General features: G+C 70.1%; 27 protein-coding genes. 7 read left to right on the top strand and 20 right to left on the bottom strand.

What is annotated here, in order from left to right; genetic code table 11:
- Positions 1-102: 102 nt before the first annotated feature.
- The gene (locus tag JMV16_RS17350) at positions 103-888 is read right to left on the bottom strand and encodes a ZIP family metal transporter (protein ID WP_201495545.1); all 786 of its coding nucleotides are present in this window, start codon (positions 886-888) and stop codon (positions 103-105) included.
- 99 nt (positions 889-987) lie between these two features.
- Here JMV16_RS17350 and ppx point away from each other — a divergent pair, with 99 nt between their 5' ends.
- Complete coding sequence (gene ppx, locus JMV16_RS17345; protein WP_201495544.1) at positions 988-2496, top strand: exopolyphosphatase; 1509 nt, start codon at positions 988-990, stop codon at positions 2494-2496.
- 27 nt (positions 2497-2523) lie between these two features.
- On the opposite strand, the gene sixA is transcribed toward ppx, so the two are convergent.
- From sixA to orn, 3 genes are all read right to left on the bottom strand, one after another.
- Positions 2524-2985 carry a phosphohistidine phosphatase SixA gene (sixA, locus tag JMV16_RS17340; RefSeq protein WP_201495543.1) on the bottom strand — a complete coding sequence of 154 codons (462 nt, stop codon included), beginning with the start codon at positions 2983-2985 and terminating at the stop codon, positions 2524-2526.
- Between the two features lie 78 nt (positions 2986-3063).
- The gene (gene ppk1, locus JMV16_RS17335) at positions 3064-5148 is read right to left on the bottom strand and encodes a polyphosphate kinase 1 (RefSeq protein ID WP_201495542.1); all 2085 of its coding nucleotides are present in this window, start codon (positions 5146-5148) and stop codon (positions 3064-3066) included.
- Between the two features lie 54 nt (positions 5149-5202).
- Positions 5203-5763 carry an oligoribonuclease gene (gene orn / locus JMV16_RS17330; protein WP_201495541.1) on the bottom strand — a complete coding sequence of 187 codons (561 nt, stop codon included), beginning with the start codon at positions 5761-5763 and terminating at the stop codon, positions 5203-5205.
- 66 nt (positions 5764-5829) lie between these two features.
- Here orn and JMV16_RS17325 point away from each other — a divergent pair, with 66 nt between their 5' ends.
- A complete protein-coding gene (locus JMV16_RS17325) occupies positions 5830-7116 on the top strand; it encodes a M48 family metallopeptidase (RefSeq protein ID WP_201495540.1) in 1287 nt (428 codons plus the stop codon).
- A complete protein-coding gene (gene rsgA, locus JMV16_RS17320) occupies positions 7113-8063 on the top strand; it encodes a ribosome small subunit-dependent GTPase A (protein WP_411565040.1) in 951 nt (316 codons plus the stop codon). Before JMV16_RS17325 ends, rsgA begins: the two co-directional genes overlap by 4 nt.
- Before the next feature lie 18 nt (positions 8064-8081).
- On the opposite strand, the gene JMV16_RS17315 is transcribed toward rsgA, so the two are convergent.
- From JMV16_RS17315 to rpsP, 6 genes are all read right to left on the bottom strand, one after another.
- Positions 8082-9071 carry a CobD/CbiB family protein gene (locus JMV16_RS17315; protein WP_201495539.1) on the bottom strand — a complete coding sequence of 330 codons (990 nt, stop codon included), beginning with the start codon at positions 9069-9071 and terminating at the stop codon, positions 8082-8084.
- Between the two features lie 81 nt (positions 9072-9152).
- Positions 9153-9848 carry a CoA pyrophosphatase gene (locus JMV16_RS17310; protein WP_201495538.1) on the bottom strand — a complete coding sequence of 232 codons (696 nt, stop codon included), beginning with the start codon at positions 9846-9848 and terminating at the stop codon, positions 9153-9155.
- Positions 9849-10039: 191 nt separating this feature from the next.
- Positions 10040-10393, bottom strand: coding sequence for a 50S ribosomal protein L19 (gene rplS / locus JMV16_RS17305; RefSeq protein ID WP_201495537.1), 354 nt, complete (start codon positions 10391-10393; stop codon positions 10040-10042).
- Positions 10394-10496: 103 nt separating this feature from the next.
- Complete coding sequence (trmD, locus tag JMV16_RS17300; protein ID WP_201495536.1) at positions 10497-11264, bottom strand: tRNA (guanosine(37)-N1)-methyltransferase TrmD; 768 nt, start codon at positions 11262-11264, stop codon at positions 10497-10499.
- A 14-nt stretch (positions 11265-11278) separates the two neighbouring features.
- Positions 11279-11869: a ribosome maturation factor RimM gene (gene rimM / locus JMV16_RS17295; protein WP_411565044.1), complete on the bottom strand. Its 591-nt coding sequence runs from the start codon at positions 11867-11869 to the stop codon at positions 11279-11281.
- 19 nt (positions 11870-11888) lie between these two features.
- Positions 11889-12137 (bottom strand): 30S ribosomal protein S16, encoded by a 249-nt coding sequence (gene rpsP / locus JMV16_RS17290; protein ID WP_201495535.1) that lies wholly within the window; start codon positions 12135-12137, stop codon positions 11889-11891.
- Between the two features lie 214 nt (positions 12138-12351).
- Between rpsP and JMV16_RS17285 the strand changes: the two genes are divergently transcribed.
- Entirely contained in the window at positions 12352-12828 is a 477-nt protein-coding gene (locus JMV16_RS17285) for an NINE protein (protein WP_201495534.1), read from the top strand.
- Between the two features lie 6 nt (positions 12829-12834).
- On the opposite strand, the gene JMV16_RS17280 is transcribed toward JMV16_RS17285, so the two are convergent.
- The 9 genes from JMV16_RS17280 to murJ all read right to left on the bottom strand — a co-directional run bounded on the left by JMV16_RS17280 (position 12835) and on the right by murJ (position 20963).
- Complete coding sequence (locus tag JMV16_RS17280) at positions 12835-13809, bottom strand: anion permease (RefSeq protein WP_411565043.1); 975 nt, start codon at positions 13807-13809, stop codon at positions 12835-12837.
- 193 nt (positions 13810-14002) lie between these two features.
- Entirely contained in the window at positions 14003-14650 is a 648-nt protein-coding gene (locus tag JMV16_RS17275; protein ID WP_201495532.1) for a DUF47 domain-containing protein, read from the bottom strand.
- Between the two features lie 66 nt (positions 14651-14716).
- Positions 14717-15076, bottom strand: coding sequence for a DMT family protein (locus tag JMV16_RS17270; RefSeq protein WP_201495531.1), 360 nt, complete (start codon positions 15074-15076; stop codon positions 14717-14719).
- Positions 15073-15546, bottom strand: coding sequence for a 2-amino-4-hydroxy-6-hydroxymethyldihydropteridine diphosphokinase (gene folK, locus JMV16_RS17265; RefSeq protein ID WP_201495530.1), 474 nt, complete (start codon positions 15544-15546; stop codon positions 15073-15075). The genes JMV16_RS17270 and folK overlap by 4 nt, the downstream gene beginning before the upstream one ends.
- On the bottom strand, positions 15546-17150 hold the full coding sequence (gene pcnB, locus JMV16_RS17260; protein WP_201495529.1) for a polynucleotide adenylyltransferase PcnB: 1605 nt from the start codon (positions 17148-17150) through the stop codon (positions 15546-15548). The genes folK and pcnB overlap by 1 nt, the downstream gene beginning before the upstream one ends.
- Positions 17147-17818, bottom strand: a complete 672-nt coding sequence (locus JMV16_RS17255; RefSeq protein ID WP_201495528.1) for an HAD family hydrolase — start codon at positions 17816-17818, stop codon at positions 17147-17149. Before JMV16_RS17255 ends, pcnB begins: the two co-directional genes overlap by 4 nt.
- Before the next feature lie 5 nt (positions 17819-17823).
- On the bottom strand, positions 17824-18510 hold the full coding sequence (hda, locus tag JMV16_RS17250) for a DnaA regulatory inactivator Hda (protein ID WP_201495527.1): 687 nt from the start codon (positions 18508-18510) through the stop codon (positions 17824-17826).
- 26 nt (positions 18511-18536) lie between these two features.
- Positions 18537-19391, bottom strand: a complete 855-nt coding sequence (locus tag JMV16_RS17245; RefSeq protein ID WP_201495526.1) for a SirB1 family protein — start codon at positions 19389-19391, stop codon at positions 18537-18539.
- A 15-nt stretch (positions 19392-19406) separates the two neighbouring features.
- Positions 19407-20963, bottom strand: a complete 1557-nt coding sequence (murJ, locus tag JMV16_RS17240; RefSeq protein WP_201495525.1) for a murein biosynthesis integral membrane protein MurJ — start codon at positions 20961-20963, stop codon at positions 19407-19409.
- A gap of 156 nt (positions 20964-21119) precedes the next feature.
- On the opposite strand from murJ, the gene rpsT reads away from it, so the two are divergent.
- The gene (gene rpsT, locus JMV16_RS17235) at positions 21120-21422 is read left to right on the top strand and encodes a 30S ribosomal protein S20 (RefSeq protein WP_201495524.1); all 303 of its coding nucleotides are present in this window, start codon (positions 21120-21122) and stop codon (positions 21420-21422) included.
- A gap of 70 nt (positions 21423-21492) precedes the next feature.
- On the opposite strand, the gene JMV16_RS17230 is transcribed toward rpsT, so the two are convergent.
- Positions 21493-21813 carry a DUF3579 domain-containing protein gene (locus tag JMV16_RS17230; RefSeq protein ID WP_201495523.1) on the bottom strand — a complete coding sequence of 107 codons (321 nt, stop codon included), beginning with the start codon at positions 21811-21813 and terminating at the stop codon, positions 21493-21495.
- 317 nt (positions 21814-22130) lie between these two features.
- Between JMV16_RS17230 and JMV16_RS17225 the strand changes: the two genes are divergently transcribed.
- Together JMV16_RS17225 and argF are read left to right on the top strand one after the other, a co-directional pair.
- Positions 22131-23309 carry an aspartate aminotransferase family protein gene (locus JMV16_RS17225; protein WP_201495662.1) on the top strand — a complete coding sequence of 393 codons (1179 nt, stop codon included), beginning with the start codon at positions 22131-22133 and terminating at the stop codon, positions 23307-23309.
- Positions 23306-24268 (top strand): ornithine carbamoyltransferase, encoded by a 963-nt coding sequence (gene argF, locus JMV16_RS17220; RefSeq protein ID WP_201495522.1) that lies wholly within the window; start codon positions 23306-23308, stop codon positions 24266-24268. Before JMV16_RS17225 ends, argF begins: the two co-directional genes overlap by 4 nt.
- Positions 24269-24300: the final 32 nt, after the last annotated feature.

The following is a 24300-nucleotide window of genomic DNA, read 5'->3' as shown; positions in this document are numbered from 1 at the left end:
GCGGGTTCGCATTCGGCCGCATGGCTAGGCGGGGCGCCAAAGACTGTGCTCAGGCACGGCGAGGCGCCCCAACGACGCCAGGCGGTCGAAGGCGAATCCGCTTCAATGCCCATGGCCTGCGTGCAGGCTGTCAGTGGCCAGCAGCACCAGCAGCAGGCCGCCGCCGAGCCAGGCCACCTGGGCCAGGGTGTCGCGCCATGACAGGCGCTGCTGCAGCTGCGGCAGCAGGTCGGCCACGGCCACATAGATGAAACTGCTCGAGGCCACCACCAGCAGATAGGGCAGCAGCGAGGCCCAGGGGCCTATCAGGTAGTAGGCGGCCACGCCGCCCGCCACCGCGGCCAGGCCCGAGAGGGCGTTGAACATCAGTGCGCGCTGGCGCGTGAAGCCGGCATTGAGCAGCACGATGTAGTCGCCCACCTCCTGCGGGATCTCGTGCGCCATGATGGCCAGCGCCGTCACCACGCCGAGGCCGGCGTCGGCCAGGAAGGCGGTGGCAATGATGACGCCGTCGCAGAAGTTGTGGACCGTGTCGCCCACCAGCACGCTCAAGCCGCCGCGCCCGGCCTGCTGGGCGTCAAAGGGGTGGTGATGGTCGTGGCCGTCGCCCTCGTGGTGGTGGTCATGGCGGTAGAGCTCGGCCTTCTCGAGCAGCCAGAAGAACAGCAGCCCGGCCAGCAACGTGGCAAACAGCGCCTGCGGCTCGGGCCCGGACTCGAAGGCCTCGGGCAGCAGATGCAGCAGCGCCGTGCCCAGCAGCACGCCGGCCGACAGGCTGACCAGGCTCTTGACGAGGCGGCCGAGCACGGCCACGGTCAGGCTGGCGGCGATGAAGACGGACAGCACGCCCCCGGCCGCGGTGGCCAGGACGATGTAGAAAAGGGTCATTCAATGGGCGCCGCGGCAGAAGGCCAGGGGCGCTGAAGCCATCCTACAGAGGCTGTCAAGCCCGGTCGTGCCGTCATGGCTGCCGGGTACGATCAGCCCATGAATCCACGCAGCAACCCGCCGCGGGCGCTGGCCGCCATCGACATGGGGTCCAACAGCTTCCGGCTCGAGATCGGCCAGGTCCACCAGGACCGCTACCGCCGCGTCGACTACCTCAAGGAGACGGTGCGCCTGGGCGCAGGCCTCGATGCCAACGGCATGCTCACCGAAGAGGCGGCGCAGCGCGGCCTGGCCTGCCTGCGCCAGTTCTCGGCCCGCCTGGCCGGCTTCGAGCCCGGCCAGGTGCGCGCGGTGGCGACGCAGACGCTGCGCGAGGCGCGCAACCGCAATGCCTTCCTGCTGCGCGCGCAGGAGGCCCTGGGCTTTCCCATCGAGGTGATCTCGGGCCGCGAGGAAGCGCGCCTGATCTATGCCGGCGTGGCCCACATGCAGCCCGGCAGCGAAGAGCGCCTGGTGGTCGACATCGGCGGCCGCTCGACCGAGCTGATCCTGGGCCAGGGCAAGCTGCCGCGCGTGGCCGAGTCCTTCGGCGTCGGCTGCGTCAGCCTGTCGCTGCGCTTCTTCGAGGGCGGCGCCATCACCGAGGCCGGCTTTCGCGCCGCCCAGGTGGCGGCCGGCGCCGAGTTCGAGGAAGGCCTGCAGTCTTTTGGCCGCGAGCACTGGCGGCTGGCGCTGGGCTCATCCGGCACGGCCGGGGCGGTGTCGCAGCTGCTGCAGGCTTCGGGCGTCAGCGATGGCCGCATCACGCCCCAGGGCCTGCGCTGGGCCATGCAGCGCTGCCTGGAAGCCGGCCAGACCGAGCGCATCGCCCTGCCCGGCCTCAAGCCCGAGCGGCGCGCCGTGCTGCCCGGCGGCCTGGCCATCCTCTACACGCTGGCCGCGCACTTCGACATCGCCGAGCTGTGGCCGGCCAAGGGCGCGCTGCGCCAGGGCGTCATCATCGACCTGCACGAGCGCCGGCTGGCGCTGCAGCACCGCCGCCCCGGCGACATGCGCGACACCTCGGTGGCCGAGCTGCAGCGCCGCTTTGCCGTCGACACGGCCCAGGCCGAACGCGTCGCCACGGTGGCGCTGGCCCTTTTCGACAGCGCCCTGCCCGACGCCGAGGCCGACAACCGGCGCGAGCTGGCCTGGGCCTGCGCGCTGCACGAGATCGGCCAGATGGTGTCGCACCACGACCACCACCGCCACAGCGCCTATCTGCTCACGCACGTCGATGCGCCGGGCTTCTCGCAAAGCCAGCAGCGGCGCATTGGCGAGCTGGTGCTGGGCCAGCGCGGCGGGCTGCGCAAGATCGAGCCGCAGTTGTCCAGCGAGACCTTTGCCTGGCAGGTGCTGTGCCTGCGCCTGGCGGCCATCAAGTGCCATGCGCGCGGCGAGGCCGATGCCGGTGCGATCAGCCTGCGCTGCCGCGGCCGCGAGGCGCAGCTGGCCTGGCGCCCAGCCTGGGCCGAACGCAACCCGCGCACGCTCTACCTGCTGCAGGAAGAAGCCGCTGCCTGGTTGCGCAGCGGGCCGCTGCGCCTGCTCACTGCCGCGGCAGCCTGAACGCCCGGCCGCGGCGCGGGCCGCGCGTCAGACCAGTTCGGGCGACACCGCGGCGTGCAGCACCACCTGCAGCAGGCCGTCGCGCTCGCGCCCGCGCAGCCACCACAGGCCGGCCTTGCGCACCGACCAGGGCTGGGCCTGGCCCGACAGCAAATAGGCCGCCGCCAGCCCCAGTGTGGGTTGGTGGCCGACCACCAGCACCGGCTCGCGCGCATCGGGCCAGCGCGCCGCGTGCAACAGGGCCTCCACCGTCTCGCCCGGGGCCAGGGCGGCCACGGTGCGCAGCTTGCGGTCGAGCGCCGCCGCGGTCTGCTGGGCGCGCAGGCAGGGGCTGACCAGCACACGCGCGCCAGCGGGCAGCTGGCGGTTGAGCCAGGCCGCCACGCGCGCCGCCTGGCGTTCGCCCTTGGGCGTGAGCGGCCGGTCGGCGTCGGCCAGGCCGTCGCGCAGCTCCAGGGCCTCGGCGTGGCGCCAGAGGATGAGGTCCATCTCAGTACCGCCCGGCCGTTCCGAAGGTACTGAGCGCCCCCTCGGGGGGCAGCGAACGTAGAGAGCGTGGGGGCATCATCAATACCGCCGCATCAAGGCCTGCTGGGCGCTGAGACCGCCCTCGGCGACACGGCGGTAGCGGCCCTCGCCGTCCAGCGTCCAGGCCTCACGCTCGTCGTGCAGGTAGGGCACCAGGCCTTCGTCGATGACGCGTTGGCGCAGCGCCTTGTCGCGCAGCGGCCAGGCCAGCTCGATGCGGCGGAACATGTTGCGGCTCATCCAGTCGGCGCTGCTGAGGTAGAGCGCCTCGTCGTCGTCGCCCTCGCCCCAGGCGAAGTAGGCGATGCGCGAATGCTCGAGGAAGCGGCCCACCACCGAACGCACGCGGATGTTGTCAGTAAGGCCCGGCAAGCCGGGCGGCAGCATGCAGGCGCCGCGCACGATGAGGTCGATGCTCGCGCCGGCCTGGCCGGCCTCGACCAGGGCCGCAATCAGCGCCGGGTCGGTAAGGGCATTGATCTTGACCACGATGCGGGCGACGCCGCCAGCGCGGGCCGCCGCCGCCACCTGGTTGATGTGCCTGAGCATGCGCTTGTGCAGCGCGAAGGGCGCGGTCACCAGTTGATGCGGGGGGCGCACCTTGGTCTGGCTGGCCAGTTGCAGGAAAACGGCGTCGGCATCGGCGGCAACGGCGGCATCGGCAGAGAGGAAGCCCAGGTCGGTGTACAGCCGCGCCGTGCGTGGGTTGTAGTTGCCGGTGCTGAGATGGACGTAGCGGCGCAACCGGGCCCCCTCGCGCCGCGTCACCAGCAGCATCTTGGCGTGGGTCTTGAGGCCGACGATGCCGTACACGACCTGGGCACCCACGGCCTCCAGCCGCTCGGCCCAGTTGATGTTGGCCTCTTCGTCGAAGCGTGCCTTCAGCTCCACCACCGCCAGCACTTCCTTGCCGCGGCGCACGGCCTCGATCAGCAGGTCCATCAGCACGCTTTGCGCGCCGGTGCGGTAGATGGTCTGCTTGATGGCCAGCACATCGGGGTCTTCCACTGCCTCGCGCAGGAACTGCACCACCGGCTCGAAGCTTTCGAAGGGATGGTGCAGCAGCACGTCACCGGCACGCAGGCGCTCGAAGATGCTCTGCCCGCGCGGCAGGCGGTCGGCCGGCCAGTGCGCCTCGAAATGCGGGAAGCGCAGCCCGTCGGCGTCGGCCTGGTCGATGAGCTGGTTCAGCCGCACCAGGTTGACCGGCCCGTTGACGCGGTACAGCGCCAGCTCAGGCAGCGAGAACTGCTCGAGCAGGAAGCTGTAAAGCTCGGGCGGGCAGGTGTTGACCACCTCGAGCCGGATGGCGAGCCCGAAGTGGCGCGTGGTGAGGCCGCTGCGCAGCGCCTGGCGCAGATTGGTCACGTCGTCCTCGTCGACCTCGAGGTCGGAGTCGCGCGTGACGCGGAACTGCGAGAACGATTCGACCTCGCGCCCCGGGAACAACTCGGCCAGGTGGGCGCGGATCACGCTCGTCAGCAGCACGAAGCCCTGCTGGCCCGGCGTCAGCGCGTCGGGCAGGCGGATCACGCGCGGCAGCACGCGCGGCACCTTGACGATGGCAATCTGGTTGGCGCGCCCGAAGGCGTCGCGCCCGCTCAGCCGGGCGATGAAGTTGAGCGACTTGTTGGCCACCAGCGGAAACGGGTGGCTGGGGTCCAGGCTCACGGGCACCAGCAGCGGGCGCACCTGGGTCTCGAAAAAGCGCGCCACCCACTTGCGCTGCTCGGCATTGCGGTCGGCGTGGTTGAGCACGACCAGCCCCTGGCGTTGCAGCGCCGGCATCAGCACGTCGTTGAAGAGCGCGTACTGCTCGTCGATCAGCTCATGAGCCGCGCCGGCCACCGCGGCGAGATCGTGGCGAGAGACGCCGGAGTCGGGCTGGCGCGTGGCCTCGATGATGTCGGCCACGCGCACCTCGAAGAATTCGTCGAGGTTGGACGAGACGATGGTGAGGTAGCGCAGCCGCTCGAGCAGCGGCACGTCGTCGCGCTGTGCCTGGGCCAGCACGCGGCGGTTGAACTGGAGGATGGAGCGTTCGCGGTTCAGCAGCTTCAGAGGCCCGGCGGGGGCCGCTGCCACCGCGGGCTCGGCCGCGGCGGACGGACGGATTTCGATCATCGCCTCAGTTTATGAACGGCATGCGACAGCGCGATGACAACGGCACCGCATCTGCTAGAGCGCCAGCAGGTGGGTGCGGTAGTGGATCAGCTCGTCGATCGATTCGTGGATGTCGGCCAACGCCGTGTGGGCCTGGGCCTTCTTGAAGCCGTCCAGCGCCGCCGGCTTCCAGCGCCGCGCCAGTTCCTTGAGCGTGCTCACGTCGAGGTTGCGGTAGTGGAAGAAGGCCTCGAGCGCAGGCATGGTGCGCGCCAGGAAACGGCGGTCCTGGCAGATGCTGTTGCCGCACATCGGGCTCTTGCCCTTGTGTACATAGCGCTTGAGGAAGGCGATCACCTCGGCCTCGGCCTGGGCCTCGTCGACGGTGGAGGCGCGCACGCGATCTATGAGACCGCTGCGCCCGTGCGTGCCCTTGTTCCAGGCGTCCATGCCGTCGAGCACGGCGTCGCTCTGGTGTACCGCGAACACCGGGCCCTCGACGCGCTGGGCCAGAAGCGGATCGGTGACGACGACGGCGATCTCGATGATGCGGTCGCTGTCGGGCAGCAGGCCGGTCATCTCGAGGTCGATCCAGATCAGGTTGTTCTCGCCCGCGGCGAGGGTGGTGTCGGTCATGGTGATGAGGCGGGCAAGGGGGCTGGAAGGGGAATCCATTCTCACCCACGCCTACACTCGCGCACCATGCAGAGTTCGCTTTTCACAGCCGCTTTCGTCGCCGCCTTGCTGCTGTCCTACCTGACGCGGCTGTGGCTGGCAACGCGGCAGATGCGCCATGTGGCGGCCCACCGCGGCAGCGTGCCGCCGGCCTTTGCCAGCACCGTGAGCCTGGAGGTACACCAGAAGGCGGCCGACTACACCCTGGCCCATGCCCGCTTCGGCCTCGTCGGCGCCGCCGTCGGCGCCGCCGTGCTGCTGGGCTGGACGCTGCTGGGCGGCCTCGATCTCCTGAACGCCACGCTGCGCGACGCCCTGCTGCCCCAGTGGGGCGCGATGGCCTACCAGCTGGCGCTGCTCGGGGCCTTCGCCCTCATTGGCGGCCTGCTCGAACTGCCGCTCGATTGGTACGGCACCTTCCGCATCGAGCAGCGCTTCGGCTTCAACCGCATGTCGCTGCGCTTGTGGCTGCTGGACATGCTCAAGGGCGCGGCCGTCGGCGCCCTCATCGGCCTGCCGCTGGCCGCCCTCATCCTCTGGATCATGGCCGCCTCGGGCGGGCTGTGGTGGCTGTGGGCCTGGTTCGCCTGGGTGGGCTTCAATCTCGTGCTGCTGCTGCTCTACCCGACCGTGATCGCGCCGCTGTTCAACAAGTTCGAGCCGCTGGCCGACGAATCGCTGCGCGCACGCGTGCAGGCGCTGATGCAGCGCTGCGGCTTCGCCGCCAAGGGCCTGTTCGTGATGGATGGCAGCCGCCGCTCGGCGCACGCCAACGCCTATTTCACCGGCCTGGGCTCGTCCAAGCGCGTGGTCTTCTTCGACACCTTGCTGCAACGCCTGTCGTCGGCCGAGGTGGAGGCGGTGCTGGCCCACGAGCTGGGACATTTCAGGCACCGCCACGTGCAAAAGCGCATGATCGGCATCTTCGCCTTCAGCCTGGCCGGGCTGGCGCTGCTGGGCTGGCTGGCCGGCAACGGCGCCTTCTACACCGGCCTGGGCGTGCTGCCCAATCTGGCCGCACCCAATGACGCGCTGGCGCTGCTGCTCTTCATGCTGGCGATGCCGGTATTCACCTTCTTCATCGCGCCGCTGCTGGCCCAGCTCTCGCGCCGCCAGGAGTTCGAGGCCGATGCCTACGCCTGCCAGCAGGCCAGCGGACGCGACCTCGCCAATGCCCTGCTCAAGCTGCACGAGGACAACGCAGCGACGCTGACGCCCGACCCGCTCTACGTGCGCTTCTACTACTCGCACCCGCCGGCCTCGGAGCGCCTGGCCGCCCTGTCCGCGGTGGCAAAGCCGGCGCCCGCCGCTTGAGGCCGACCGGCGGCGACCCGGCGGCCGGCCGCGAGCGCGCCGCCGCCCTCGATCTGGCCCTGGTGGTGGCGGCCCACGGCCGCCATGTCGTCGTCGAGACGCCCGAGGGCGAGCGCGTGATGTGCCATCCGCGCGGCAAGGGCCGGCGCAAGGACGGCGACATCGTCGTCGGCGACCGCGTGCGCTGGCAGACCACCGGCGACGGTGGCGTCATCGAGCACCTGGAGGAGCGCCGCAACCTGCTGTTCCGGCAGGACGAGTGGCGCACCAAGTCCTTCGCTGCCAACCTCGACCAGCTGCTGGTGCTGGTGGCCGGCGAGCCGGTGTTCAGCGAATCGCAGCTCACGCGCGCCCTCATCGCCGCCCAGGCCGCCGGCATACCGGCGCTGATCGGCCTCAACAAGACCGACCTGCCCTCGGCCGCCGCCGCGCGAGCGCGCCTGGCACCCTATGTCGCGATGGGCGTGGCGGTGATCGAGTTGGCGCTCAAGGCCGAGCCCGCGGCCGCGTCGGCACGCCTGGCCGAGCAGCTGGCCGGCCGCGTGACCCTGGTGCTGGGCCCCAGCGGCATGGGCAAGAGCACCCTCATCAACCTGCTGGTGCCACGCGCCGCGGCCCAGGTGGGCGAGATCTCGCAGGCCCTGGGCGCCGGCCGCCACACGACGACCACCACCAGCTGGTACTGGCTGGACGAGGCCAGGCGCGGCGCCCTCATCGATTCACCCGGCTTCCAGGAATTCGGCCTGCGCCAGATTGCCCCCGAGCAGCTGGCGGCACTGATGCCCGATTACGCCGCGGCGCTGGGCAGCTGCCGCTTCCACAACTGCAGCCACCGCCACGAACCCGGCTGCGGCGTGCGCGAGGCCATTGCCCGCGGCGACATCACCCCCAGCCGCCAGCGCATTTACGAGGCGCTGTTCGAGGAGTTGTCGCAGAAGCGCTGGTGATCAGGCCTGAGACCGATCTCAGCCAAGCACATTGGCCAGGGTCAGCAGTGCCACCAGCAGCATCCACAGCACGACCGAGCGCCAGACCAGGCCGACCGCGCTCTGCAGGTGGCCGGGCTGGGCCGGCGCCCCGGGCGTCGAGCCCTGGGCCTGCGAGAGATCGGGCTCGCCGCCGGCGCTGAAGGTCTTGGAGCGGTCGGGCGTGACGCTGGGCGCCGCCGCACCGCCAAGTTGCACGCCCACCGCGCCGGCAGCGGCGGCGAGGATGATGCCCTCGTTGGGATGGAGCCAGAGCCCGGCATCGCGCCGCCAGCCGGCCACCGCCTCTTCGAAATTGCCAACGACGGCAAAACCGAAGGCCGTGAGGCGGGCCGGTACATGGTCGATGATGCCGAACATCTGACGCGACAGCGCCAGCAGGCTGTCGTTGGCCGGTGCCTCCAGCGCACGCTGGCGGTAGCCCCAGTAGCGGCTCATGTACTCGGCCATGCGGTAGAGCACGGCGCCCATGGGCCCGAGGCCGACCGCCGAGAGCACGACGAACCAGAAGAAGACGCCGAAGACATGGCGGTGGGCTGCCAGCAGCGAGTGCTCAATGACGTGGCGCAGCACCTCGGTGCGCGGCAGTTCGCTGGCGTCAAGGTGGCGCCATTCGGCGAGCAGGCGGCGCGCCTCGTCCTCGTCGGCGCGCTCCAGCGCATCGCGGATGTCGGTGTAGTAGTGGCTGAACTGCCGGAAGCCGAGCGTCAGGTAAAGCAGCGCGACGTCGAAGGCCAGCGCCAGCAGCAGGCTGTAGCGCACGACGAGCAGGTAGACCAGGCCCGACAGCAGGGCCGGCGCCAGCACCGAGACGCCCCAGACCACCCAGGCGTGATGCTTCTCGCCGGCGTCGAAATTGCGCCCGGTCCAACGCACCCACGAGGTCAGCATCTCATGGAACCAGTTGTCGCGCGGCAACGGCTTGAGCTGCTCAACCAGCAGGGCAAACAGGACAGCGAAGAAGCTCATCGCCGCGCATGATAGAGGCGAACCCGGCCCGCGCCCTTAGGGGCTCGCCAGGGGCCGCCCGACGGCGGGCTCACGCAGCCGTCAATCGGCCAGGAAGTGGTAGAGGTTGCGCAGCATCGCCGCCGTTGCGCCCCAGATGAAGTACTCGCGCTCCACGCCGTCGGCGCCTGGCCCCTGCCAGGGCATCGAGAGGAACTGGCGCTGCCCGCCTTCGTAATGGAAGTGGTGGCGCCGGTGGTGGGCCGGGTTCATCAGAAAAGCCAGCGGCACCTCGAAGGCCTCGGCCACCTCGAAGGCATCGAGCTGCAGCGCCAGCGGCGGCTGCACCAGCGCCACCACCGGCGTCACGACATAGCGGGTGATGGTGGTGTAGACCGGCAGCTGGCCGATCACGTCGACCCGCGTCGGCGCGAGGCCGACTTCCTCCTGCGCCTCGCGCAGCGCGGTGGCGGCCGGGCCGCCGTCTTCGGGCTCGGTGCGGCCGCCGGGAAAGCTGATCTGGCCGGCGTGGTCGCGCAAATGGTCGGTGCGGCGCGTCAGCAGCACGCGCAGGCCGTCGTCGCGGGCCACCAGGGCCACCAGCACGGCCGCCGGCGAGGGCTCGCGGTCGTGGTGCAGGCGGCCGTCGCCGGCGATGGGCGGCACCCAGGGGGCCGCGTCGGCGAAGCGCTGGCGCAGGGCGGGAACGCTGAGCCGCTCATCGGCGACCGGCGGCAGGTGGGCGTCGTCGCCGACGACGGGGATGGCGCGGGGATCGGTGATGCGCGGCAGGGTCATGGCGCGATCTTGACGCACAAACGCGCAAGCCGCCCGAAGGCGGCTTGCTTGGAACGCTCCTGCTTGCGCTGCGCGCAAGCCGCCGCTGCGCGGCGGGCCTGACTTCGTCAGGCGAGCTTCTGGCGTTTTCGCGCCGTTCGCTCCTGCTTGCGCTGCGCGCAAGCCGCCGCTGCGCGGCGGGCCTGACTTCGTCAGGCGAGCTTCTCTTTGATGCGCGCCGACTTGCCGCTGCGGTTGCGCAGGTAGTACAGCTTGGCGCGACGCACGTCGCCGCGGCGCTTGACCTCGATGGTGGCGATCAGCGGGCTGTAGGTCTGGAAGGTGCGCTCGACGCCTTCGCCATTGGAGATCTTGCGCACGATGAAGCTGCTATTGAGGCCGCGGTTGCGCTTGGCGATGACCACGCCTTCGTAGGCCTGCACGCGCTTGCGCGTGCCTTCGACCACGTTGACGCTGACGATGACCGTGTCGCCGGGGGCAAACGACGGGTGGGTGCGGTTGAGACGGGTAATCTCTTCCTGCTCAAGGGTGGCAATCAGGTTCAAGGAAACTCTCCGGATTCGATCATGGCGCGGGCTGGTTGGCGGGCAGATTCTGGTTTGGCCTGGGAAGGCCTTGGTGCCCGGCAGAGGATCGAAAAGCCTTTGATTATAGCCCGAGGCGGGCCAGGCACTTCTCGTCGGCGCTGCTCAGCCGCCCGGCGGCGCGCGCCGCGGCGATGAGGTCTGGGCGGCGCCGCGCTGTCAGCTCGAGCGAGCGCTCGCGCTTCCAGCGCGCGATCTCGCCATGGTGGCCGGACATCAGCACGGCCGGCACCGCCTGTTCCGCGCCGGCAATCGTCAGCCTTTCCGGCCGGCTGTACTGCGGCCCTTCGAGCAGGCCGTCGGAGAAGCTGTCCTGCTGGTGCGAGGGCGCATGCAGCACGCCCTCCTGCAGCCGCGCCACCGCGTCGAGCAGGGCCAGGGCCGGCAGTTCACCGCCGGAGAGCACGAAATCGCCCAGGCTCAGTTCCAGCGTCACATGGGCATCGATGAAGCGCTGGTCTATGCCCTCGTAGCGCCCGCACAGCAGCACCGCGCCAGGCCCGGCGGCGAACTGCTCGACAACGGACTGGTCGATGCGGCGGCCGGTAGGCGTGAAGTGGACGATGGCGGGCGTGCCGCCGCGCTCGCCCGTGATCGCGGCCAGCGCGCGCAGCAGCGGCTCGGCCAGCATCACCATGCCGGGGCCGCCGCCGTAGGGGCGGTCATCGACGCGGCGGTAGGCGTCGTCGGCAAAGTCGCGCAGCGGCCACAACCTCACCTCGACCGGCGCTGGCCCACCGTCGCCGCCCGGCTGGAAGGCGCGCCGCGTGATGCCCTGGCGCAGATGGGGTTCGAAAAGCTCGGGAAACAACGTGACGACGTCGAAGCGCATGGCCGGCGCCGCCGTCAGTATTCGGCTTCCCAGTCGACGTGGATGCGCCGCGCGCCAAGGTCGACGCGGTCGACATAGGCATCGACGAAGGGGATCAAGGTCTCGGCCTCGGCGCCTTCGGCCTGCAGGCGCAACACGCAATGAGGGCCGGTCTCAAGCAGGCCCACGACGCGGCCCAGTGCCTGCGCGCCTCGGTTGACGACGTCGAGGCCGATCAGGTCGACCCAGTAGAACTCGCCCTCGTCGGGGGTGGGAAAGCTGGCGCGCGAGACGAAGACGCGGGCGCCCTTGAGGGCCTCGGCAGCATCGCGCTCGACGATGTCGTGTACGGTGGCGACGATGCCGTCGCCGTGTTCCTTGGCCTGCATCACGCGCAGCAGCGGCGGCAAGGGAAGCGCGGCCTTGGCACCGGGCGGTCGCGGGCTGGCGTCCTCGGGCGGCTGCAGGAACCAGCGCTTGGTGGAAAACAGCGCCTGCGGGTCGGCGGCAAAGGGCTTGAGCCGTATGCCGCCCTTCACGCCCCAGGCGCCGAGCACGCGGGCCACTTCCACGGCATCGGGCGGCAGGGCCGGCGTGTCATCGCCGGCCACAGGCCGTGCCGGGATTTCGCTCACGAGACGGTCTTCAGACCGCCTTCTTGGCCTGGTCGACCAGGCGCGCCACGGTGGGCGACAGCTGGGCGCCAACGCCGGCCCAATGGGCGACGCGGTCCAGCGCCACGCGCAGTGGCTGCTCGGCGCCAGAGGCCACGGGGTTGTAGAAACCCACGCGCTCGATGAAGCGGCCGTCGCGGCGCTCGCGCGAGTCGGCAACGACGATGTTGTAGAAGGGGCGCTTCTTGGCGCCGCCGCGGGACAGACGGATCACGACCATGGCGTGCTTTTCCTTGGATAGAGAACTCTCGATCGCCGCACCCCGGGAGACACACCGTGGCTGACCATCCTGGTGGCCGGCAATCTTGAAACCATTCAAGCCGCCAGCCGCTGCCGGCGCCGTAGATACGCCAGGATCATTCAGACCCAGGCCAGCGCCGAAAACCGCGCATTATAAACTGGCTTCTCGCAAGCAGATCAGATCGCAGCTACAGATGAATCCAGCCAACCCCGGCGCCGGCACCGGGCCCGCGCGCTACCGCTCCAAGACCCTGGCCGCCTGGCTGGCGCTGGCCCTGGGCAGCCTGGGCCTGCACCGGCTTTATCTGCACGGCCGCGGCGACGCCCTGGCCTGGCTGCACCCGCTGCCCACGGCCCTGGGCCTGTTGGGCGTGTGGCGCATGCGCACCCTGGGCCAGGACGACCGCCTGGCCTGGCTCCTGATTCCGCTGCTGGGCCTGATGATCTCGGCGGCCATGCTGGCGGCCATCGTCTATGCCCTGACCCCCGACGAGAAATGGGACGCCCGCCACAACCCCGGCCATGCCGTCGTGCCCACCGCCTGGGGCGCGGTGCTGGCGGCCATTGCGGCGCTGATGGTGGGAGGCGCGGTGCTGATGGGCACCATCGCCTTCAGTGGCCAGAAGTTCTTCGAGTGGCAGCTGGCGGCGCCGGCCGAGGCCCGCCCCTGACAGCGATCAGAACAGCGCCAGGCTGATCCAGTAGAAGAGGGCCGCCACCAGCGCAGTGGCCGGTATCGTCAGCACCCAGGCCGAGACGATGTGGCCCGCCAGGCCCCAGCGCACGGCCGAGGCATTGCGCACCGAGCCGACGCCGAAGATGGCGCCGGTGATGGTGTGGGTGGTGGACACCGGCACGCCCAGGGCGGTGGCCAGGAAGAGCGTGGCGGCGCCGCCGGTCTCGGCGCAGAAGCCGCCCACCGGCTTGAGCTTGGTGATGCGCTGGCCCATGGTCTTGACGATGCGCCAGCCGCCGAACAGCGTGCCCGCGCCGATGGCCAGGTAGCAGCTCCAGATCACCCAGGCGGGCGGCATCTTGTCGTGCGCGTCGCTCATGCCGGCGGCAATGAGCAGCAGCCAGATGATGCCGATGGTCTTCTGCGCGTCGTTGCCGCCGTGGCCCAACGAATAAAGCCCGGCCGAGACGAGTTGCAGGCGGCGGAAGATGTTGTCCACGCGCAGCGGCGAGCTGCGCCGGCAGATCCAGGCCACGCCCACCATCAGCAGCGAACCCAGCAGAAAGCCCAGCATCGGCGAGACGAAGATGAAGGCCACCGTCTTGATGACGCCGGCGGCCACCAGCGGTGCGGTACCAGCCTTGGCCAACGTGGCCCCGACGATGCCGCCGATGAGGGCGTGCGAACTGCTCGACGGGATGCCATACCACCAGGTGATGGCGTTCCAGGCAATACCGCCCACCAGGGCGCCGAAGATCACATGCTGATCGACCACCGCCGGGTCGACGATGCCCTTGCCGATGGTGGCCGCCACCTTGAGCTGGAAGACGAAGATCGCGATGACGTTGAACACCGCGGCGAAGGCCACCGCCTGCTGCGGCTTGAGCACGCCGGTGGAAACCACCGTGGCGATGGAGTTGGCGGCGTCGTGGAAGCCGTTCATGAAATCGAACAGCAGCGCCAGCACGACGAGCATCACCACGCCCCAGAGGGCGATCGGGGCGGCATCCACTCAGTACCGCCCGGCCGTTCCGAAGACTGTGAGCGCCTCCTCGGGGGGGTGAGCCCGCACCGAGCGAGCGCCTGCGCGCTCGCGAGTGGCCGGCGAACGCCAGGCAGCTTGCAAGCTGCCTGGCAGCGAACGCAGTGAGCGTGGGGGTCGCATCATTTCAGGAGTTCTCGAGCACGATGCCTTCGACCAGGTTCGCCACGTCTTCGCAGCGGTCGGAGATCGATTCGAGGTGCTCGTAGACGGCCTTGAGCTTGATCAGCTCGCGCGTGTCGGGCTCGTCGCGGAAGAGGCTGGACATGGCGGCGCGCATCACGCGGTCGGCGTCGGATTCGAGCTGATCGATCTCTTCGCAGTGCTTGAGCACCGATTCGGCCACCGCGGCGTCCTTCAGGCGCGGCAGCAGGGTCAGCACATGGCGCACGCGGTCGCAACAGCGCACCGAGATTTCGGACAGCCGCATCACGTCTTCGGAGACGCGCTGCAGGTCGTACAGCGACATCACCTCGCTGGTGTCCTGCAGCAGGTCAAGCACGTCGTCCATCGCGTTGATCAGGCGATGGATCTGGTCGCGGTCCAGCGGCGTGACGAAGGTGCGGTGCAACAGCCGGTGTACCTCGGCGGTGATCTTGTCGGCGGCGCGTTCGGCGTCGCCCACCGCGGCGGCATGGCGCTCGCGCTCGGGCACGTTGTCGTAGTTCTGCACCATCGCCAGGAAGGCGAGCGCGCCCTCGGCAATGTGCTGCCCGTGCTGGTTGAACAGCTCGAAGAAATTGCCCTCGCGCGGGAGGAGTCTGCCGAAAACCATGGTGCCCCTGTCACCGATGCGTCATCGGTTTGTCACACCAAGATTGTATAGAGGCTCGCCCGACCCTCAGCCGCGGAAGATGAAGTAGACGGCGCCCAACAGGCACAGGCCGGCCCAGAGGTAATCCCACTTCAGCGGCTGGCCCATGTAGAGCACGGCAAAGGGGACGAACACACAGAGCGTGATCACCTCCTGCGCGATCTTGAGCTGGGCCAGGCTGTAGCCGCCGGCAAAGCCGATGCGGTTGGCGGGCACCTGCAGCAGATACTCAATCAGGGCGATGCCCCAGCTCAGCAGCGCCGCCACCAGCCAGGGGCTGCCCGCCAGGTGGCGAAGATGGCCGTACCAGGCAAAGGTCATGAAGACATTGGCCAGCGCCAGCAAGCCGAAGGTCTGCAGGCCCAGCGGCCATTGCGAGGGGTTCATGGCAGGCGTTCCAGGGCCTGGTCCGGCCGCGGCAGCGCCGCCAGCGGCCCCAGGCGGGGGTGGACGAAGCCCGGCGCCAGCTCGATCAACGGCACGAGCGCGAAGGCGCGCTCATGCAGGCGCGGATGGGGCACGGTGAGGCTGGGCTCGTCGACGAGGCGCTGGCCGTAGAGCAGCAGGTCTAGATCCAACGTGCGCGGTGCGTTGCGGTACGGTCGCTCGCGGCCATGCGCCGCCTCGATGGCCTGCAACGCAGCCAGCAGCGCCAGCGGCTCGAGCGCGGTGTGCAACTCAGCCACGGCGTTGACGAAGTCGGGCCCCTGGGCGTCGACCGGGGTGCTGCGGTAGCAGGCACTGGCGGCCACCAACTCCGTGGCCGGCAGCGCAGCCAGCTGCGTGATCGCGGCCTCCAGCGTGGCGCGGGCATCGCCCAGATTGGCACCCAGGCCGATGAAGACGCGCTCGGCCATCACGCCGCGGGTGGCGCCCCTTCCGCGCCGCCGCCACCGCCACCGCCGCCGGGCCGGCGGCGGCGGCGGCGGCGCTTGCGCGGCGCGGTGCCGGGCTCGGCGCCGCCCTCCGTCCCACCCTCGCCGGGCTCGTCGTCGTCGCGCGCCGCTGCGGCGGGCGTGACAGTGGCGCCCTCCCCCACCGCGGCCGCCGCCGGCCGGCGCGTGCGCGGCCCGGCCTTGGCACGCAGATCGGCCAGCATGGCCTCGCGGTCGTCGTCGCTGCCGAGGTGGAAATCCTCCCACCAGTCGGCCAGTTCGGGGCTGATCTCGCCGCCGTCGGCGCGCAGGCGCAGGAAGTCATAGCCGGCACGGAAGCGCACCTGGTTGACCAGAGCGATGGCCGAGGCCACGGTGCGGCGCTCGAAGCGCGGCTGCATGAGCCAGATCTCGCGCATGTCGGCGGCCAGCTTGCCGCGGCCCGAGATGTCGCCGATGCGGGCGTCGAAGACGGCGTCCACCGCCTGTTGCAGCGCCGGGTAGGCCGGCTCGCCGCCGGCGCGCAGCGCGCTCCAGCGATCCAGCACGTCGTGCCACAGCAGGCAGGCCAGCATGAAGCTGGGCGCCACCGCCCTGCCCTCGCCGACGCGGCGGTCGGTGTCCTCCAGCGCCAGGCGCACAAAGGTCTCGCGCGCCGGGTTGGCCTGGGCCGGCGCCAGCGCCGCGTCGAGCACCGGGAAGATGCCGCCCCCCAACAGGCCCTGGCGGCGCAGCTGGGCCACGCTGGCGATGGCGTGGCCGGTCTGCAGCAGCTTGACCATCTCGTCGAACAGGCGCGAGGGCGGCACATTGGGCAGCAGCGCGCTCATCGCACGCAGCGGGCGCTCGGTGGCCGGCTCCAGCGCAAAGCCCAGCTTGGCCGCGAAGCGCACGACGCGGATGATGCGCACCGGGTCTTCACGGTAGCGCGTGTCGGGGTCGCCGATCATGCGCAGCAGCTTGGCGCGCACGTCGGCGATGCCCTGGTGGTAGTCGACCACGGTCTGCGTCACCGGGTCGTAGTACATCGCGTTGATGGTGAAATCGCGCCGCGCCGCGTCCTCGATCTGCGGACCCCAGACGTTGTCGCGCAGCACGCGCCCGGCGGCGTCGACGACATGTTTCTTGTCGGCCATCTCGCGCTGGCTGTGGCGCTCGTCGCCCGGCACCTGCTCGGCGGCCGCTGCGTCCATGTAGGCGCGGAAGGTGCTCACCTCGATGGTCTCGTGCTCGCGCCCGCGCCCGAACACCACATGCACGATGCGAAAGCGCCGGCCGATGATGAAGGCGCGCCGGAACAGCGCCTTGACCTGCTCGGGCGTGGCGTCGGTGGCGACGTCGAAATCCTTGGGGCGCAGGCCCACCAGCAGGTCGCGCACCGCGCCGCCCACGATGTAGGCCTCGTGGCCGGCGTCCTTGAGCGTCTTGACCACGCGCACCGCGTTGGCGTCGAGCAGGGCCGGGTCTATGCCGTGGGCGGCGGCCGGGATCTCGACGCGCTGGCCGAGCGGGATCACCGGCACGGCGGGGGGCGGCGGTTCTGCGGGCGCCTTGCCGAGCAGGCGGTTGATGAATTTCTTGATCATGCTTGGAACAGTCTCAGGACGGGCCAGCCGCGCTCTTGCGCGATGCGCTCGAGCGCCGCGCCGGGGTTGGTGGCCACGGGATGGCTGACGCGCTCGAGCAGCGGCAGGTCATTGGTGGAATCGCTGTAGAAGGTGCTGCGCCCGAAGTCGCCCCAGCCCAGGCCGCGCCGCGCCAGCCAGGCCTCGACACGCGCGATCTTGCCTTCGCGGAAGCTGGGCACGCCTTCAATGGTGCCGAGGACCCGGCCCGCGGCGTCGCGCGCCAGTTCGGTGGCGATCAGTTCGTCCACGCCCAGCAGCGTGGCCACCGGCCGCGTCACGAAATCATTGGTGGCGGTGACGATGGCGATCAGGTCGCCCTGCTCGCGATGGCATTGCAGCAGAGCGCGCGCCGGCTCGTGCAGCATGGGACTGATCCACTCGGCCAGGAAGCGGTGCTGGGCCGCTTGCAACTCGGCCGCGCAGCGTCCGCGCCAAGCCGAGGTGGCGAACTCGACGTAGGCGTGGATGTCCAGCGTCCCTGCCTGGTAGTCGGCAAAGAAGGCGTCGTTGCGGCGCTTGAAGTCGCCACGGTCGGCCCAGCCCAGGGCCTGCATCAACTCGCCCCAGGCGTGGTCGGAATCGCCGGGCAGCAGGGTGCCGTCGAGGTCGAAGAGCGTCAGGTTCATCGCAGTCAATGGTCCACGGGTTCGGCCTCGGCCAGCATCTGGCGCAGCAGCGGCACGGTGACGCGCCGGCCCAGCGCCAGGCCGTAGCCATCGAGGCGGTCCAGCAGGGCCAGCAAATGGGCCAGGTCGCGCGGAAAGCGCGTCAGCAGGTAGTCCATCACCTCGTCGGAGAGAAAGATGCCGCGGCGGTCGGCGTCGCGGCGCAGCGCGGCGCGGGTTTCGGACTCGGCCAGCGGCCGCAGCGCATGGACATGGCCCCAGGCCAGGCGTGTGCGCAGGTCGTCGCGCAGCGCCAGGTCCACCGGCGGCAGGCGGCCGGCGGCTGCGAACTGCACCAGGTGCGTCATGGCGTCGACAAAGAGCGCGAAGGCGGCGTGCTGGGCGGCTGGGTCCAGCGCCTCGCAACGGTCCACCACCACCAGCGACCATTCCGGTGACAGCTCCCACGGCAGGCGGTCGGCGGCATCGAACCAGCCCACCCGCAGGCCCTGGGCGCGCTGCTGGCCGGCCAGCGCGCGCAGCAGGTGCGTCTTGCCGGTGCCGGCGGCGCCCCACAGATAGACCGGCGCCGCTGCTGAGGTTGATGCCGCCAGCGTGCGCAGATGGGCCAGCGCGGCGGCGTTGGCGCCGGGCACGAAGCTGTCGAAGCTCGCGTCCGGCTCAGGCTGCATGGCCAGGGGAATCTGCTTCATGCGGCGCGGTGATCCAGTTCGGCCATTCAGCCCAGGCGGCGCCAGGCCTGCAGGCGATGGCGCAGCGCCGGGGCGTCGTCGGCCTGGGGGCGGTTGAGCAGATAGGCCGACAGCTCGTGCGCCGCGCCGGCATGGCGGCCGACGTCGGCCAGGGCCAGGGCCAGATCGCGCCGCTCGTCCCAGTCTTGCGGCAGCAGCACCACCAGGCGTTCGAGCACGCCCACCAGGCGGCGCGCGTCGCCTGCCTGGCGGTGGATTTCCTTCAGGTTGCGCAGCATGCGCGCCAGCACGTCGCGCGCCGGCGCCGGCTGCAGGAAGAGGCCCAACGGCACCTCGTTGTCGCCCACCAGGCCCTCCTGGCGCAGATAGGGCGCCAGGCGCTCGTCGAGTTCGTCGCGTGACAGCGACTGGCCGCTGAAGGGATCGATCACGACCTCGCCGCGGGGCAGGTGGATCTTGACCAGGAAATGCCCCGGGAACGACACGCCCTGGGCACTCAGGCCGATCTGGGCCGCGAACTCGATGTAGAGCAGGGCCAGCGTGATGGGGATGCCGCGCCGCGTCTGCAGCACCGCCGGCAGCAGGCTGTTGCAGGGGTCGTAATAGTGATTGACGTTGCCAGCGAAGCCGAGCTCGTCGAAGAAATAGCGGTTGAGCAGGCGCAACCGCGGCAGCGGCGCGGTGTCAGCGGGGATGCGGCTGCGCAGGTTCTCGGCCAGGGCGTCGATGCGCGCCAGCTCGCCCTGCACATCGAGCCCGGGATCGTCGTCCAGCGCCAGCGCGAAGGCGGCTTCGAGCAGCGGCAGGCTGCTGTCATCGGCCACCAGCGCGGCGAAGTAATCCAGTGCGGTCGGCGTTGCGAAGGGAAGGAGTCCGGCCATCCGTGTCAGTGTAGGTCAGGCCCGGCGCACCAGATCGCGCGGGCGCAGCCCGGCCAGGGCGAGCACGCCGAAGTAGAGCAAGGCCACGACCGCCAGCACCGCGGCCACGGCGGCGGCGCGCCGGCCCTCGTGGGTCTGCAGCGCGATCCAGTCGATGGCGGTGGCGGCCCAGGCCAGCAGCGCGCCCAGCACCCCATTGGCCAGCAGCACGCGCGCCAGAAAGCCGGCCCAGCCCGCCAGCGGCCGGTAGACGCCGCGTCGCAACAGGCCGGCGAGCAGCAGGCCGGCATTCACCAGGGCCGCCAGACCGATCGAGAGCGCCAGCCCGGCGTGGCCCAGCCAGGGCACGAAGGCCAGGTTCATCAGCTGGGTGGCGACCAGCACGCCAATGGCGATCTTGACCGGCGTGCGCGTGTCCTGGCGTGCGAAGAAGGCCGGCGCCAGCACCTTGATGGCCACCAGGCCGAGCAGGCCCACGCCATAGCCGCGCAGCGCCAGCACCGTCATCGCCACGTCCTCGGCACGGAAGGCGCCGCGGTGGAAGAGCACCGTCACCAGGCCCTGCGGAAACAGCAGCAGCGCCAGCGCGCAGGGCAGCGCCAGCAGCAGCACCAGGCGCAGGCCCCAGTCCAGCATGCCGGAATAGGCCGCATCGTCCTGGCGCGCCTGCGCCGCCGAGAGCTGGGGCAGCAGCACCACGCCCAGCGCCACGCCCAGCAGCGCGGTCGGAAACTCCATCAACCGGTCGGCATAGGTCAGCCAGGACACCGCACCCACCGCCACATGCGAGGCGATCTGGGTGTTGATGAGCAGCGAGATCTGGGCTACCGACACCCCCAGCAGGGCCGGTGCCATCTGCTGCAGCACGCGCGCCACGCCCGGATGGCGCCAGGCCGCGGCAATGGCCGAGGGCACGAGGCCGATGCGCGGCAGCAGGCCCAGGCGCGCCAGCGCCGGGATTTGCACCGCCAGCTGCAGCAGGCCGCCCAGCATCACGCCGGCGGCCAGCGCATGGATGGGCGCGATGCCGGCCGCCGCCAGCCACGGCCCGCCCCACCAGGCGGCGGCGATCACGCTCAGGTTCAGCAGCACCGGCGTCAGTGCCGGCACCGCGAAGCGCTTCCAGGTGTTGAGGATGCCGGCCGCCAGCGCCACCATCGACATGAATCCGATGTAGGGAAACATCAGCCTGGTGAGCGCCACCGCCGTGTCGAACTGCGCCAGCCCGGAGCCCATCGCCCACACGAGGATCGGCGCTGCCGCCACGCCCAGCACGCAGCTGAGCAGCAGCGCCCAGGCCAGCACGGTGGCCACCGCGTCGATCAGCGCCCGCGTGACCTCGTCGCCCTCGCGCGCCCGGGTGGCCGCCAGCAAGGGCACAAAGGCCTGCGAAAAGGCGCCCTCGGCAAACAAGCGCCGGAATAGATTGGGGATGCGGAAGGCGACGTTGAAGGCGTCGGTGGCGGCGCTGGCACCAAAGGCGGCCGCGATGATCTGCTCGCGCACCAAGCCGGTGACGCGCGAAGCCAGCGTGAGCAGGGAAACGGTGGATGCGGCCTTGAGCAGATTCACAGGAGAAATAGGGCCGGACACCGGGCCGGCGCGTTGCCGCGTAGCGCCAATTATAGGTGGCACCCTCGCCACGACCGCCCTGCCCCTGGCCTGGCTGCAATATGGGTGCTATACTCGACGGTCTTTGTATCCACGGTTCCCACCAACTCAACCAGCATGGCCACCTCGTCCAAAGCCAAGAAGAAGACCGTTCGCCTCGCCTCGGGCCGCAAGCGTGCGCGCCAGGACGTGGCCCTGAACGCCGCCAACACCTCGCTGCGCTCGCGCTTCCGCACCGTCGTCAAGAACGTGCAGAAGGCCGTGACTGGCGGCGACAAGGCCAAGGCGACCGAGGTCTTCAAGTCGGCGCAAAGCGTGATCGACTCGGTGGCCGACAAGGGCATCTTCCACAAGAACAAGGCCGCGCGCCTGAAGAGCCGCCTGTCCGCCAAGGTCAAGGCGCTGGCTCTGGCCGCCTGAGGCTCCTCGCCTCAAAGAAAAGCCCGCTGATGCGGGCTTTTTTGCGTCTGGAAGCGCTGCGCCCTTGTGATCAGGCCTCGCCCGCACCGGGTTCGAAGACTTCGATCACCGGCAGGTTGTTGTCGCGGGCGAAGCTCATCACGAAATCCCAGGCCATGGGCTCGATGCCCTTGAGCGCCTCGTTGACAAGCACGCAGCGCACGCCGTCGACAACCTGGGGCACGCAGTAGGGCGAGTAGCCGATGAAGGCGCCGATGCCACCGGCGCCGCCGCTGGGACGGAAGCTCGACATCGCGCCGGCCAGGCGCTCGGACCAATCGCTGGGCCTGAAGGTCTTGCCCTCCCGGGTAACCCCGTGGATATGGAACTGACGCGCCTTGGTTTTACTCATCGCGGACGGTCGGGCGCTGCCGCCTGGCCGAGGGGTGGGGTCGGTGGCCGCCGAAGGGGGCGCACGGGCTGGATTGTGCCTCGCATGTGTTGCGTTGCAGCATGCATGTTGCATGCCGGCGCCAAGTAGGTCTCGCGTCAGGCTGGCGTGCGCGGCCCGACCTTAGAATCGCGGTCCGCCGGGCGGTGACCTTGGGGTTGCCGACCGGCATTCCTGTCTTTGGACCCGGAATTCGAGGACGATAGCCGATGAACGCACCCGAGCCCGCCCTGGCCCAGCAAGCGGCCCAGCCCCCGTCTCTGCCGATTCAGCGGCCCATGCCGCATGTGATGAACACCTATGGCCGCCTGCCCATCGCGCTGTCGCACGGCCGCGGCTGCTGGGTCTGGGACACCGAGGGCCGACGCTATCTCGATGGCCTCGGCGGCATCGCCGTCAACACCCTGGGCCACGCCCATCCGCGCCTGGTGCCCGCGCTGCAGGATCAGGTCGCCCGCCTCATCCACAGCTCCAACTACTACGAGGTGCCGCTGCAGGAGCAGCTGGCGGCCAAGCTGTGCGAGATCTCGGGCCTGAAGGCGGCCTTCTTCTGCAATTCGGGGCTGGAAGCCAACGAGGGGGCGCTGAAGATCGCGCGCAAGTACGGCCATGACCGCGGCATCGCGCGGCCCCAGGTCATCGTCTACGAGAAGGCCTTTCACGGCCGCTCCATCGCCACGCTGTCGGCCACCGGCAACCCCAAGGTGCAAAAGGGTTTCGAGCCCCTGGTCGAGGGTTTCGTGCGCGTGCCGCTCAACGATCTCGCCGCGGTCGAAGAGGTGGCGCGCAGCAACCCCGACGTGGTGGCGGTCTTCCTCGAAACCATACAGGGCGAGGGCGGCATCAACGCCTCGCGCTGGGACTATCTGCAGGGCCTGCGCCGCCTCTGCGACGAGCACGGCTGGCTGCTGATGCTGGACGAGGTGCAGTGCGGCATCGGCCGCACCGGCAAGTGGTTTGCCCACCAGTGGGCCGGCATCCGCCCCGACGTGATGCCGCTGGCCAAGGGCCTGGGCTCGGGCGTGCCGATAGGCGCCATCGTCGTGGGCGAGCGCGCCGTCGACGTGCTGGGCCCGGGCAACCACGGCACCACCTTCGGCGGCAACCCGCTGGCCATGCGCGCCGGCGTCGAGACGTTGCGAATCATGGAAGAAGACGGCCTGCTCGCCAATGCCGCCACCGTGGGCGCGGCCCTGCGCGCCGGGCTCGAACGCGAACTGGCAGGCGTGGCCGGCGTGACCGAGATCCGCGGCGCCGGCCTGATGCTGGGCATCGAACTGGCCCGCCCCTGCGGCGTGCTGCTGGGCCGCGCGGCCGAAGCCGGGTTGATGCTCAGCGTCACCGCCGACAGCGTGATCCGGCTCGTGCCGCCGCTCATCCTGAGCGCCGACGAGGCGGCACAGATCGTCGCCATCCTGTGCCCGCTGATCAAGACCTTTCTCCTAGAGACCGCATGAAGCCGGGCCCCAGCCTGATGAAGCACTTCCTCCAGTTCAAGGATCTGCGCGCCGAGGAGTACGCCTACCTCTTCGAGCGCACCCGCGTCATCAAGTCGCGCTTCAAGAACTACGAGCGCTACCAGCCTCTGGTGGACCGCACGCTGGCGATGATCTTCGAGAAGGCCAGCACGCGCACGCGCGTGAGCTTCGAGGCCGGCATGTACCAGATGGGCGGCTCGGTGGTGAACCTCACCGCCGGCGACAGCCAGCTCGGTCGCGCCGAACCGGCCGAGGACACGGCACGCGTGGTCAGCCGCATGGTCGACATCGTGATGATCCGCACCTTCGAGCAGGCCAAGCTCGAGGCCTTTGCGGCGCATTCGCGCGTGCCGGTGATCAACGGCCTGACCAACGAGTACCACCCCTGCCAGATCCTGGCCGACCTCTTCACCTACATCGAGCACCGCGGCCCGCGCGGCGGCGGCCACGACCCGCTGCAATGCCTGCAGGGCAAGGTCGTGGCCTGGGTGGGCGACGGCAACAACATGGCCAACACCTGGCTGCAGGCGGCCGAGATCCTGGGCTTCAAGGTCCACGTCAGCACGCCCAGCGGCTACGAGGTCGACCCCGAAGCCGCCGGCATCCGCGACAGCCGCTGCTTTGAAGTCTTCAACCACCCGCTCGAGGCCTGCGCCGGCGCCCACCTCGTCACCACTGACGTCTGGACCAGCATGGGCTACGAGGCCGAGAACGAAGAGCGCCGCAAGGCCTTCGTCGACTGGTGCGTGGACGCCGAGATGATGGCCGTGGCCCAGCCCGACGCCCTCTTCATGCACTGCCTGCCCGCCCACCGCGGCGAGGAAGTCACGGCCGAGGTCATCGACGGGCCGCAATCGGTGGTCTGGGACGAGGCCGAGAACCGCATGCATGTGCAGAAGGCGCTGATGGAGTATTTGCTGCTGGGGCGGATAGGCTGAAGTGGCCACGCGCCAGCTGCGCCCGCGGAAAT

The sequence above is a fragment of the Rubrivivax sp. A210 genome (assembly GCF_904426505.1).
Taxonomy (GTDB): domain Bacteria; phylum Pseudomonadota; class Gammaproteobacteria; order Burkholderiales; family Burkholderiaceae_C; genus Rubrivivax.
This window is presented reverse-complemented; position numbering and strand designations above follow the sequence as displayed.